The organism is Nodularia spumigena CCY9414 (assembly GCF_000340565.2).
GTDB lineage: Bacteria > Cyanobacteriota > Cyanobacteriia > Cyanobacteriales > Nostocaceae > Nodularia > Nodularia spumigena.
In genome coordinates this window covers 625334-638280 of record NZ_CP007203.1, presented here as the reverse complement: position 1 = coordinate 638280, position 12947 = coordinate 625334, and the positions used below count along the sequence as shown (strand labels likewise).

Sequence of the window (12947 nt, the reverse complement as noted above, 5' to 3'; positions counted from 1 at the left end):
AGCAATCTAAGCCTACTACTTTTGAGGTTGAATGCGATCGCCTGATATTGTAGTAACGCACTAACATATTAATGACACTAAAGATGGTGCTATAGTAGTGTCATGTCTACTGCACCCTTACTTTGTGTTGTCATCGATACGAATGTTGTGTTTGAGGGGTTAACAAAACAGGGTAGTGCTGCTGGCTTAGTAATTGATGCATGGTTAGCTGGCTTACTCCAAGTTCATGTCTCCAATGCACTTGCTTATGAGTACGAGGATGTTCTATCTCGTAAACTCTCAGACGCTCGTTGGCAAGAATTGAAACCTGTTTTAGGTGCTTTGTTAAGTTGCGCTCAATTTACAACAATCTACTATTCATGGCGACCGACTTCACCAGATGCAGGAGATGATCTTGTAATCGATTGTGCGATGAACGCAAGTGCGATTGTCACAACCTCTAACCTACGTGACTTTAGAAATGCTAGAGAGTCTCTAGGTTTACAAGTGATGACTCCCGTTGAATTAGTTATCAAATTGTCACTGGAAGAAAGTTAACTATGAGTCGATTAACACTTCGATTACCAGAAACACTACACCAGCAGTTAATTCACTTAGCTGAGAGCGAGGGTGTTTCTTTAAATCAGTACATTGTTTATACGCTAACTCGTCAAGTTACATTAGCTTACACAGTTCAATCAACGCCTTTAGAGGAAATTAATCAACAACAACAGGCTTTTCAGGCTTTACTCAAAGAGCTTGGACAACCGTCTTCAACTGAGATTAAGTCAGTTTTAGATAAACGAGAAGTTGTTCAGCCAGAAGAAGAACTAAGTCCTGAAATTGTTGTCCTTTTTCAGCAGCGTATACGTGATGCTTCAAAAGCTTGAGGTTGAGCGAGTGACGAGGGCTAACAAGTCGTTTCCAAGGAACCTTGAACGCATGACAAGCTGAGTTTGAAGCTGGGGATGTCCGCGAAATCTACGGTATTTCTTGGTTTTGGATTGGGACACACGCAGAGTATGACAAATTGATCAATAAGTTTTAGTGCGGCATAAAAACCTCAATACTGCATCAACAACAATCAGAGCTAATACCAAGCATGCTGGTACGTCTCTGATTGTTTTACATAGGACAAGCGATCCTCCTATTGACAAAAAGGTGTGTTAAAAATGCTTCAATTTTTACAGATCCCATATCTTGAGGATGGCATTTTTTATGACACAGGATATATCGCCTAATCCAGTAAATACAGCAATGTAAGTAAATGAAGTACACATCTTAAGATTATAAATCTTGTGGGGGAGGGCAAGGACTGCCCGCCCATTTGTACCTCACTCAGATGAAATGTGCGTATAAGTTTTCTCTGTTGGGTAACAATAGTGCTTAAGTCGGTTAAGATTTGGTTTGAAGTGAGATAGCCAGATTCTATGAGTTCATTGGTTCTAGAATTACAGGGAGATGCCCTTGATGCATCTGTAACTGTGTTGCATTTTAGAGTTATCACAAAAGCTGGGGGTTCCAATCGATATTAATGTACCTGCTATATAAAACCTAGACAAAACTAGACTTTACTTTCTACTTCAACGGGAGCATGGGAGCAGTTATCCCTCAGTAGACTTTCACGCCTTAGCCAGACGCGATTGTGTTCCAATTAAGTTTCTGAAAAAGACTACCACCATCATTGCTTGGTTTTCGCGTCGGCAATAGTCTCAATTCAATACTTGATATCACCGTATTATATATCAAGTAGTTGATTTTTTCCTAAAATATATATTAATTTTTGTCAATATAAGTATAGTTTTGTCTATGAAATTGTCAACTTAGGACTTGCTCTCCTCAAGCAGTTTGAATAACTTATCACGATCGCTGTAAAGAAATTAATCAACGAAGAAATATAACCAGCTAGAAATATAGCCAGCCTGACTAGCATCTAAAAGAGTGCCTAGATTCCCTAAAGATGTCCTGTATTTATCTATACTCATTTACTTGTACTATATCCAAAAAGTATGATATATGTAAATTATAGGTAAAATTAATCGAAAAATTACCTAAGATTACACTTTTTCCAGTATTATTTTGAAAACTATTGTTAATAAAATAATATGACAGCAGTTCTAGAATCAGGCAATATCTGGCAACAAGCGGCTACTAATCTCAATCAGTCAACCACCGCAGAAATTTTGCAACTGCTGGAAAAATACCAAATGTTACCAGCGCTAATCAAAGAGGTGGTGCTTGACCAAGCGATCGCACCAATCTCATGTACGCCAGAAGAAGAGAAACTAGCCTGGGAAAAATTAGCCCAACATCATCAAATTACCTCTGATGATGCGCTTCAGCGTTGGCTGGAGCAAAATAATCTGAGTGCGGAGCAGTTCAAGGCGATCGCCATCCGCCAATTTAAAATAGAAAAATTCAAGCACCAAACTTGGGGAAACGATTTAGAATCTTATTATTCACAGCGCAAACCCCAACTAGATCGAGTAGTTTATTCTCTAATCAGAACTAACAACATTGGGATTGCTCAAGAAATCTATTTTCGCCTCCAAGCCGGAGAACAAAGTTTTGCCGAATTAGCACGGGAATATTCTCAAGGGCCAGAAGCACAGACAAATGGTTTAATCGGCCCAGTGGAATTGCAAACGATTCATCCAGCATTAGCAAGGATGTTAGCTACTAGCCAGCCAAAGCAACTCTTACCACCAACTCAATTAGAAAACTGGATAGTCATAGTCCGCCTAGAAAAGTTGTTGGTAACACAGTTAGATAATTCACTGCGTCAACGCTTGCTGAATGAACGTTTTCATAGTTGGCTACAAGCACAGATGACAGCGCCAAATCAGCAAATACAGCAACTAGAAAAAGCCACAGTGAAAATATAAACCTATCTTTTAGGTTGCAATTATCAATACACTTCTATATATACTATTCAGGGAATGACTTATATCACCAGTTCCTTTCAAGAATTCATTCCAAACCTAGAGGGGTTTGAGCATCTACCTAGCGAAGAGATAACTCATCTCTCCAAACAACTACAACCTTTGCGCTACCGTATAGGACAAAAAATAATTGGGAAAGATAAACTTCCCGAACAAATTACCATCCTTTACGAAGGAAAAGTGCGGTTGTTGGGCTATCATCCCCAAACGCAAACACCTACGACATTAAAATTGTTGCAACCAGGCGCAATCATCGGTGAGATTAGTATATTACGCGAAGTTGCCTGTGAAACGGCGATCGCCTCCACCGAAGTTATCTGTCTGAGCTTGAGTAAAACCGAATATTTACGCCTCCTGGCTTCCTACCCAGACTTTGCCAATATACGCTTAAACCGCACTCACTTAATAGAAATTTTTGATGTTCTGAGTTCACAAGTCCAAAAGCAAGCCAACGCAGTTCTTAACCTCACAGAACTGGTTCAACAAGCCTTATCCAAAGCCAAAATACATTACCTCAATCCAGGAATCACCCCAGTCATCCAACTAGATAGCGAAAATATCTGGTTTGTCAGTGGTGGTGGTTCAGTCACCAATTTCCCTCCTGGTTCCCGCTTACAATTAACTGACACACTCGCAGTTAATAGCACAAATCGCGTGCGTTTGATAGGTTTATCTCCAGCCGACTTATCATTTTTAGATAGTCATCAAGCGCAGGTTCCTATAAATAATACCCAACCCACGATCACCAATCACCAAGATATTCCCTACGCCTATGACCAAGAAATTCCCCAGCCAGAACCATCTCCAGAGAAAGATAGACAAAAATATCAAAATTACCCATTTGTTAGCGGAAAAGGCGAATTAAATAGCATCTCAGCCTGTTTTCAGATGCTCTCGAAACACCTAGAAATGCCCTTTCGCAAGGAGGTGATTCGTCGCATCTTAACTGAGCAAATCAAACGCCAAGGTAACATATCCTTTCCAGCTTGCGCTTACATCGCCGAATTAATTGGACTCAAATCCCAGTTAATCGACTTACCTGTGGCGGCAATTACGCGCATTCCTACACCAGCACTAATTTACTATGGTGATAGTTATGCTGTTCTATATGAAACAAACCCTAATACCATTGTTGCAGGTGTACCCTCCCAAGGAATTGTCCGTTGCAAACCTGCGGAATTTGTCGCCAAATTAGATGTTGATGAAAGCAATTTACCTCCCCAGGTAAAAGTTTTATTACTCGCTGCTACTAAAGAAACACCTCAAGAACGCTTTGGACTCCAATGGTTTATTCCTTATCTGTCAAAGCATCGACAAGTTCTCATAGAAGTTTTCATTGCTTCGTTTTTTGTGCAGTTAGCCCAGTTAGCTAATCCCCTCGTCATTCAGTTAATTATCGACAAAGTTATCGTTCAAAATAGCATTAGCACCCTGAATATTTTAGGAGTATTGCTATTAGTAGTCGGCATATTTGAAGCATTGCTAACCACATTAAGAACTTACTTATTTGTGGATACAACCAACCGCATTGATATGGGTTTGGGTTCACAAATTATCGACCACTTATTACGTCTACCACTGCGCTATTTTGAACGGCGACCTGTAGGTGAACTAGCCACTCGCATCAACGAATTAGAGAATATTCGGCAATTTCTCACTGGTACTGCCTTAACAGTCGTATTAGATGCCGTATTTTCGATAATTTATATTGTCGTGATGCTGTTTTATAGTTGGCAGTTAACCTTAGTAGGTTTAAGCACAATACCTGTATTTATTATTATCACATTAATCTTTTCCCCCACAATTAGAAAACAGTTACGTACCAAAGCCGAACGCAACGCCCAGACTCAATCATATTTAGTTGAAGTCATGTCGGGTATCCAAACAGTAAAAGCGCAAAATATTGAACTACAATCGCGTTTTTCCTGGCAAGAGCGTTATGCTAGGTATGTAACCTCTGGTTTTAAAAACGTCATCACTTCCACACTGGCTAATTCTACCAGTAGTTTTCTTAATAAACTCAGTGCATTGCTAATTTTGTGGTTAGGTGCTTATTTAGTCCTACAAGGAGAATTAACCCTTGGTGAATTAATCGCTTTTAGGATTATCTCAGGTTACGTCACCAGCCCCATATTACGATTAGCTCAACTTTGGCAAACTTTCCAAGAAACAGCTTTATCTCTGGAGCGTTTAAGCGATATTGTCGATACACCACAAGAAGGTGAAGAAGATCGCGATAATATTCCTTTACCAGCAATTTCTGGAAACGTAAAATTTGAAAATGTTTCCTTCCGATTTGCGACTAGCGGCCCCTTTCAACTGACTAACGTTAATCTCGAAATTCCATCGGGAAAATTTATTGGGATTGTCGGACAAAGTGGTTCAGGGAAAAGTACATTAATGAAATTACTGCTGAGATTGTACGAAGTGGAATCCGGCAGAATTTTAATTGATAATTACGATATTTCCAAAGTGGAACTTTATTCGCTGCGGCGACAGGTGGGTGTAGTTCCCCAAGAAACACTGTTGTTTGATGGAACTGTTCAGGAAAATATTGCTTTAACCAATCCCGATTCTACAACTGATGAAATTATTGAAGCGGCTCGTATTGCTGTCGCTCACGATTTTATTATGTCCTTACCCAACGGTTATAATACACGGGTAGGTGAACGGGGTGCGGGACTTTCAGGAGGACAAAGACAAAGAATAGCCATAGCGCGTTCTATTTTACAACGACCAAAATTATTAGTTTTAGACGAAGCCACCAGCGCCCTAGACTATCCCACAGAGCGACAAGTTTGTTTAAATTTAGCTAAAGCCTTTGAAGGTAACACAGTTTTCTTTATTACCCACCGCCTCAACACTGTTAGCCATGCAGATATGATTGTTGTCATGGATAATAGCAGAGTTATCGAACAAGGAAGCCATAAGGAATTAATTGCTGCTAAAGGTCATTATTCTTATCTTTATCAGCAACAAGAAGTCAATTTGTAACTGAGTGCTGAGTATAAAACCAGTTGCTTCATTGCTCTCACCGAAATCTAAAATTCTCTCGCCCCTAAATTTATCTATGGGGTCAATCTAAAATCCAAAATCTAAAATCTAAAATTGTATGACCAATACTTCCTTGATGGTGCAAGCTCCCAGATTTATCTGTGGAATTAATCGAAAGTCCGAAATTTAAAATTCTCTCGCCCCTAAATTTATCTATGGGGTCAATCTAAAATCCAAAATCTAAAATCTAAAATTGTATGACTCTACTTAATGGAAATAGCAACGGTCATAATGGCAACGGTAAGCCAAAAAACGGTGTTAAGTCAAATCCGGGGGTACTCACACCTCTAACGAAGGATGCTAATCAGCCTTTTGGAAATGCCAACTATACTAATTTTGAACAATCAGTTGTGTTACGCCAATCTCCCATTTGGTCACGTACAATTATGCTCACCTTAATCGGGTTAGCTTGTTTCGGAATTATTTGGGCTTATTTCGCCAAAATCGAGCAAGTAGTACCTGCTACAGGTCAACTTAAGCCAGAAGGGACAGTCAAAGAAGTTCAATCTCCTGTGAATGGAGTAGTCAAAACGGTTCATATTAAAGATGGAGAAAAAGTCAAGCCAGGAGACTTGTTGCTAACTTTTGAGACTGTTGCTACCGTTGCTGAATTGGATGCTTTAAAAAAGATTCGCACGGCGTTAACTGAAGAAAACCAAATTTATCGTCGGTTAATGGAAACTAGTTATACTACAGCATCTGAAGTAGGATTTTCCAGGGGTAAATTACCAGTAAATGCCGAATTTCTCTTGAAAAGTAGGACAGCTTTAATTAAAGAAAATGAATTGTTACGTGCCGAATTAAGCAACTTAAATACAGTTGCAGGTTTAGGAGTTGATGAACAAAAACGTCTCCAATTTGCTCAAAGAGAATTTGATTCTCGTTCTGCTGGAAGACAGTTAGAAGTAGAGAAAACGAAGAAAGAACTTGCTCAAATACAAGTGAGAAAGAATAATACTAAATCTAGTTTAGCTATTCAACAGGGTATTTTAGATAAAATTAAAACCCTCGCAGAAGAAGGTGGTATTTCTCAGCTTCAGTATCTCAATCAGCAACAACAAGTCCAAACCCTCCAAGCCGAAATTGCACAATTAGATGAGGAACAGCAACGTCTACAGTTTGCAATTGAGCAAGGACAGCAGGAACATAAAAATACTGTGGCGGCTTCTGGGAAAAATGTTTTAGAAAAAATAGCTGATAACAAAAAACGTATTGCCGAAATTGATAGCCAATTCATGAAAATTGTGCTAAACAACGAACAAACATTGGCAGATTTAAATAGTAAGATTTCTCAAGCTCAGTTAAACTTTGAATATCAAGAACTTCACGCTCCTGTAGCTGGAACAATTTTTGATTTAAAAGCAAAAAACCCCGGATTTGTAGCCAATGCTAGCCAAGAAGTCCTGCAAATTGTGCCTGAAGATAAATATATTGCTGAAGTTTTTATCACCAATAAAGATATTGGTTTTGTGCGGGAAGGAATGCAGGTTGATGTAAGAATTGACTCTTTTCCTTTCAGCCAGTTTGGGGATATTAAAGGACAAGTCATGAGCATAGGTTCAGATGCATTACCACCAGATGAAACATATAAATTTTATAGATTTCCCGCAACAATTAGTTTGGATAAACAATATTTAGATGTTCAGGGTAGAAATATCTCCTTACAATCAGGAATGTCTATTGTTGCCAATATTAAGGTACGTGAAGAACGTACAGTTATGAGTCTATTTACGGAAATGTTTACTAAACAAGTTGAGAGTTTGAAAGAGGTACGTTAATCAAACAAAGCCTCTCATTAAATGAAGTGCAAATTAGGGACTGACAAATAAAAAAACAGTTCAAATTTTCTTGTGGGATGGGTGTCCCCACCCGTCCCGTAATCAGGGCGGGTATCTTTACCCTCCCCCACAAGAGGCCCACGGTATACACACAAGTCCAAAAACCTTTCATTTGGTAGGGTGCGTTATGGACTTTAGTCCTAACGCACCGAAACTTAGGATGGTGCGTTGCGCTACGCGACAACACACCCTACAAAAAAAAAGATTTGGGGTAACTCAATCATTTGTGTGTACACGGTAGCCCACAAGAGGCGGGCAAGATGCCCACCCCACAAGAGGCGATAATTTATTTCTGGGAAATCCCTCAATTATAGCAACTGCCAAGGATATAAACTGATCATAAAAGTTAGACACCGAAAGGTTTTTACCCTACTCACCACTCCCCACTCCCCACTCCCTACTCCCCACTCCCCACTCCCCACCTCACAAGAGGCAAAATTGAGATTTAAGGCATTTCAATGGGAATTAAACCATTTTCTGGCAAATAGTCGCGAAAACGTGCTTCATCCGCCAGCACTAACACCAGACGCAGGGGATAATCTGGTGAAATTTGCAAATCAGCCCAGGGGACTGCAATTTCTAAACAATTATTGAAAGCAACTTGGGCGCGACTACAACGAGGACACCATTGATAATCTTCTCCAGCTTCCTGAAACTGGATTGATTGGGTGAGTAAATTAATTTCCAGATGGTGGTGGTAATGGTAATTAAGTGGCGCGATATCTGGCACATCTGCGATGGAAATGGGGCTATTGTGCATTGTCCTATCAGGATAGAACCACAATAAATTCAACTCTTGGGGTAAATCCCGTCCTGGGACAATACCATTTTTAAAGTCCACCCGCACATAGAAATTTAGGTGATCTACCCCATACCAAAGTCGCTGAATAACGCTGCTATTGTGCATGGTTCCCCGCGCCCCGCCAATTTCTATGCGTCCAGCTTTGTCCCAGTCCTGTTCATCACCCTTACCATTAATGACGGGATGAATGAACCCTTCGGGCTTGTGGTCAGTTCGTGCTTCATGAACCTCTAGTGGTTCCCTGAGATAAGATGGTGCGGGTTCATTTAAGGCTTGGTAAATTCCTAACAGGTGTTCCCGAAATAATTGGTCGAAAATGGCATCTTGATTGGAAGAATGTCCTTCACCAAACCACCAGAACCAATCGGAACCTTCGGCGGCGTATAAAGATTCCCATGCGGCTGGGTTGCTTTCTTCGGTGGCTTCGGGATGTTTTGCGAGTGTTTCCCTGGCGTGGGTGAGGTAGTCCCAGGCGCGATTTTTGGCGGGGTCGCCTATCCAGGTGGTGAAGCTACCATCTACCCAAGAACCACTATGTAGCTGTCCTCCGGGTATGGTTGCAGTGGCGGGAAATTCTTGGAGAAATTCGGAGACGGTGACGAGTTTGAGATGGGGTTCGTTGCTTAAATTGTGATATAATGCTTCTAAAAACGGTTTTCCATCTTGGGGATAATACTCCCAGCAGTTTTCCCCGTCTAAGGCAATGGTGACTAGCCAAGGTTGTTCGCTGTCGCTTTCTCTTTGCATTTTAGCGATCGCCTGTAGATGTCCCACCAAGTCAGCAGCAGCCTGTTTTGGTGGCATTGCACCGTAGGTAAAGCCAATCAAATCTGATAATCTGTGGTCACGAAAGACAATAGATAAATCACCGGCGGGAGTTTCTAAGCGATAGGGTCTATATAATAATTCTGGTTTCTCAACGTTCCCTGCCCCATCCCGATGAAAGAAGTGTTTCAAAGACCACCCCAAAACCGCTTCATCTGAGCAAATCCACTGAAATCCTTGTTTAATAATATAGGGCAGAATTTCCGGGCTGACTGATTGTTCTGAAGGCCATAAACCCCGTGGTTCTTGTCCAAAACGTTCTGTATATAATTCCCAAGCTTTACGCAAGTGGCGGGGAATGTCTTCTACCCACTTAAACCGTTGGTGCGGTAGTGTCATAGAAGGCACTGCTATTTGCCCGGAGTTGGTATCAGCTAGTAAGGGCAAAATGGGGTGAGTGTAGGGCGTTGTGGTGACTTCTAGCTGCCCTGTGGCTTGCATTTTCCGGTGTTGGGGGATAATGCGACCCAGAATGTCGCGCTGTTTGGAATATATGCGCTGGCGATCGCTTAAAGTAAAATTACGACCTTGTTTTAACCAAGCGGCAATTTCCGGGTCATCCCAAAATAAAGGATCAATCCATGCCAAATTATGCCACGCCAGCAAATCGCTGTAATCTGGCAATTGCCAATTAGCCAAACACCAAGCTTCACCTTTTTCCTGTCTTTGGTAATATAACTCGGCATAACGGGGATGAGGGTCAATTAGAGTATGGTGATTAGCATCAAAAAAGTGTTGGATAATAAATTCTCGTTGCTGCTGAGTTATTTGGGCATCTGGTGTCAAACTAGCCGTAAGATACGGGTCAAACGCAGTGCCTGCAATATAATCTTCCAGTTGTAATATCAGGGATGGGACTAAATTTACTGTCTGGTGTAACTTGGGATACTTTTCCAGAATTAATATTAAATCTAAATAATCCTTGGTTCCATGCAATCGTACCCAAGGTAAGTGGTAATGCTGACTGGTAGAAAGCGCAACACCGCTTTTAGGGGACTTGTACAGAGGCTGGTGTTGATGCCAGATAAAAGCGATGTGTAATGGATGAGACATAAAAAGTGAATAATAGAAAATAGGGAATTGGGCATGGAGCATGGGGAGTAGGGCATTGGTTATTCCCGTTGCCCTTCATCACCCCAGCCACTAATACAGCACGGCGTAAATAGGTATACTATTTCTGGGAAAAAGTTCAAAATCCCAAAATACAAGCCTTTTGACTTTTAACTTTTGACTTTTGACGAATGCCTTGCCGTATCTAGATTACTTGCTCAATTTCGGCGATTTCGGGAATCATTTCCTTCAGGCGACGTTCAATACCCATTCTCAAAGTCATTGCGGAACTAGGGCAAGAACCACAAGCACCTTGTAACCGCAGTTTCACAATTGGCCCATCAAGTTCTACCAATTCCACGTTACCGCCATCAGACATCAAGTAAGGGCGCATTTCATCTAAGACTGTTTCGACGTTTTCAGTTGTCAGTTCCATTGTGTGAGACCTCTTTTGGTAGGAAAATTTTGATATTCAAAGTTTGTTAACTTAATTTTAGATATATTCGCCCCTAGATTGTGTGTTGACCAGAGTGCAAAACCTAATAGTCATGCATTCATGACTGACAAGTTAATATCTGCTGGTATAGTAGCAGACCCAACTTCACAGGTATAGGTGGGAGAAAACTATAAATAATCTCAATGGCTATCGTGAGAAGAAACTAAAACTGGTTTTTGATACAGAGGGACTGTGAATGTGACTGTGGAACCAAGTCCTTCGCCAAGACTGTAAAAATGGACTTCACCGCCCATAGCCTCTATCAGCTTCTGGGATATGGCCAGTCCCAAACCTGTACCGCCGTACTGCCGAGTCCGGGAACCATCCACCTGAGAGAATAATTGAAAGAGTTTGTCTTGTTTATCCAGGGAAACACCAATACCTGTGTCGGCTACTCTTACCCTCACCATTCCTGGGAATTGCTGCTTTTGAAATTCCACCTGCTTCAAGACTAAATCAGCGCTGACGGTGATGCCGCCTTCTTGGGTGAATTTGATGGCATTATTTGCCAAGTTGAGCATGACTTGTAGCAGCCGTTGGTAATTACCTTGGACAATAATTTCATCGGAGGTGGGAAGCATATGCATCCGAAAGCTGAGGTTTCTGGACTCGGCTTGGGGACGCAGAAAATTTTCGACATCTTCAAATAGCTCATTTAGTTTGACAGGAGAGCAAACTAACTCCATTTTGCCGGCTTCGATTTTGGCTATATCTAAGATATCGTTGATAATATTGAGCAGATGTATTGATAGATGATGGGCTTCTGATGTGAACTGATGTTGTTCTTCAGGATCATCTGCCATACCTTCCAAAATTAACTTCAAAAATCCGATCATGCCGTTGAGAGGAGTGCGAATTTCATGGGATACATTAGCCAGAAATTCGCTTTTGAGGCGGGAGGCTTCTTCGGCTTTTTGACGAGCTGCTTCTAGTTCTTTGTATAAAGTAGCATGAGCGATCGCTGTTCCCAACTGATCGGCAAACTCTTTTGCTAGTTCTAGTTCTACATCTGTCAACGGGTCAAATTCATCTCTGAGACTGATAGCAATGAGGGCGTTGGCTTGGTCTTGATAGCAGGTAGCCACCACTAAGATTTTCTGCTGGGGACACAGATTATACCCCGGCACCTCCATCACAATGGGTTCTAGGGTTGCCAAAGCCTGAGCAAAGGCTGGCTCAGAAGTGACATCTATTTCTAAGCCAAGCATGGAAGCTCGCTCTGGGTGGTGATATTCTGCTATCACCCGGACTCTAGAACTAGAGGCCTGGTAAGGACAGATAATGCAACGCTCTAACCGTAGTGCTTTTCCCAAACTGTCAACTGTTTGTTGCCAGATAACATCTAAATCCAATGTCCGCCGAATATTTCTGGTAATTTTATTTACCAGTTTCTGGTATGGCTGCGTTCGCCCGGTATTCCGCAGTAAACGTAAAGCCAATTCTACCTGCGTGAATTCTGGTGGTGTCGTCTTGAGTTCTGGTTTTTTGAGCCTAGCTTGCAATAACCGCCCCATTACTAAAACTGTAGTAGCGACGGTTCCCAATGGTGGCATCATCGGACAAATTACCAACTCCAACTCCAACAATTCTTGGTCGTAGCTAAACCAGCATTGAAACTTCTCCGGTACCAAACTATTTAAAATCCGATGCAACCGTTCCAAATAAGCACCATTGTCTACAGGGACAAAAACCGCCTGCTCATGGCATTCATTAACTATTTGCTTCGGGTTTAACCCCAACAGTTCGCTATGCTGCCAATAAAATGTCAGGTAGCGTCCTGCTCCATCTTGCGTATACACCAACTCAGAACCTAGCGTTGGCAAGGAGCCATCGGTTTTATTAGTGGAATATTCCAGATTATGGGGAAATAAGTTCGGCAATTGGGAGTTAGCAGTAATAGTCATTAATCGAGTTGGGTAGACAAATGGCAACTCAGAACAGTGTTGCTTCAGCTGCTCAAA

At 41.4% G+C, this 12947-nt stretch carries 9 protein-coding genes; 5 read left to right on the top strand and 4 right to left on the bottom strand.

Features of this window, described 5'->3' with window-relative positions:
- Positions 1–102 precede the first annotated feature (102 nt).
- Together NSP_RS02885 and NSP_RS02880 are read left to right on the top strand one after the other, a co-directional pair.
- On the top strand, positions 103–537 hold the full coding sequence (locus tag NSP_RS02885; RefSeq protein WP_006197331.1) for a PIN domain-containing protein: 435 nt from the start codon (positions 103–105) through the stop codon (positions 535–537).
- A gap of 2 nt (positions 538–539) precedes the next feature.
- A complete protein-coding gene (locus NSP_RS02880; protein WP_006197330.1) occupies positions 540–869 on the top strand; it encodes a toxin-antitoxin system HicB family antitoxin in 330 nt (109 codons plus the stop codon).
- Positions 870–1104: 235 nt separating this feature from the next.
- Here the strand turns inward: NSP_RS02880 and NSP_RS27470 are convergent, their stop codons facing one another.
- A complete protein-coding gene (locus NSP_RS27470) occupies positions 1105–1257 on the bottom strand; it encodes a phage integrase N-terminal SAM-like domain-containing protein (RefSeq protein ID WP_107805826.1) in 153 nt (50 codons plus the stop codon).
- A gap of 827 nt (positions 1258–2084) precedes the next feature.
- Here NSP_RS27470 and NSP_RS02875 point away from each other — a divergent pair.
- The 3 genes from NSP_RS02875 (at position 2085) to NSP_RS02865 (ending at position 7753) form a co-directional block, all read left to right on the top strand.
- Positions 2085–2864: a peptidylprolyl isomerase gene (locus NSP_RS02875; protein WP_006197329.1), complete on the top strand. Its 780-nt coding sequence runs from the start codon at positions 2085–2087 to the stop codon at positions 2862–2864.
- A gap of 54 nt (positions 2865–2918) precedes the next feature.
- Positions 2919–5915 (top strand): peptidase domain-containing ABC transporter, encoded by a 2997-nt coding sequence (locus NSP_RS02870; protein ID WP_006197328.1) that lies wholly within the window; start codon positions 2919–2921, stop codon positions 5913–5915.
- A 257-nt stretch (positions 5916–6172) separates the two neighbouring features.
- Entirely contained in the window at positions 6173–7753 is a 1581-nt protein-coding gene (locus NSP_RS02865; RefSeq protein ID WP_006197327.1) for a beta-barrel domain-containing protein, read from the top strand.
- Positions 7754–8258: 505 nt separating this feature from the next.
- On the opposite strand, the gene NSP_RS02860 is transcribed toward NSP_RS02865, so the two are convergent.
- From NSP_RS02860 to NSP_RS02850, 3 genes are all read right to left on the bottom strand, one after another.
- Complete coding sequence (locus NSP_RS02860) at positions 8259–10493, bottom strand: glycoside hydrolase family 57 protein (protein ID WP_006197326.1); 2235 nt, start codon at positions 10491–10493, stop codon at positions 8259–8261.
- A 202-nt stretch (positions 10494–10695) separates the two neighbouring features.
- On the bottom strand, positions 10696–10926 hold the full coding sequence (locus NSP_RS02855) for a NifU family protein (protein ID WP_006197325.1): 231 nt from the start codon (positions 10924–10926) through the stop codon (positions 10696–10698).
- Positions 10927–11126: 200 nt separating this feature from the next.
- On the bottom strand, positions 11127–12890 hold the full coding sequence (locus tag NSP_RS02850) for a sensor histidine kinase (protein ID WP_006197324.1): 1764 nt from the start codon (positions 12888–12890) through the stop codon (positions 11127–11129).
- Positions 12891–12947: the final 57 nt, after the last annotated feature.

Excerpts from the sequence above, each read along its gene's own strand:
- NSP_RS02885 (WP_006197331.1), top strand. The coding sequence starts at position 103 with ATGTCTACTGCACCCTTACTTTGTGTTGTCATCGATACGAATGTTGTG.
- NSP_RS02880 (WP_006197330.1), top strand. The coding sequence starts at position 540 with ATGAGTCGATTAACACTTCGATTACCAGAAACACTACACCAGCAGTTA.
- NSP_RS02875 (WP_006197329.1), top strand. The coding sequence starts at position 2,085 with ATGACAGCAGTTCTAGAATCAGGCAATATCTGGCAACAAGCGGCTACT.
- NSP_RS02870 (WP_006197328.1), top strand. The coding sequence starts at position 2,919 with ATGACTTATATCACCAGTTCCTTTCAAGAATTCATTCCAAACCTAGAG.
- NSP_RS02865 (WP_006197327.1), top strand. The coding sequence starts at position 6,173 with ATGACTCTACTTAATGGAAATAGCAACGGTCATAATGGCAACGGTAAG.
- NSP_RS02860 (WP_006197326.1), bottom strand. The coding sequence starts at position 10,493 with ATGTCTCATCCATTACACATCGCTTTTATCTGGCATCAACACCAGCCT.
- NSP_RS02855 (WP_006197325.1), bottom strand. The coding sequence starts at position 10,926 with ATGGAACTGACAACTGAAAACGTCGAAACAGTCTTAGATGAAATGCGC.
- NSP_RS02850 (WP_006197324.1), bottom strand. The coding sequence starts at position 12,890 with ATGACTATTACTGCTAACTCCCAATTGCCGAACTTATTTCCCCATAAT.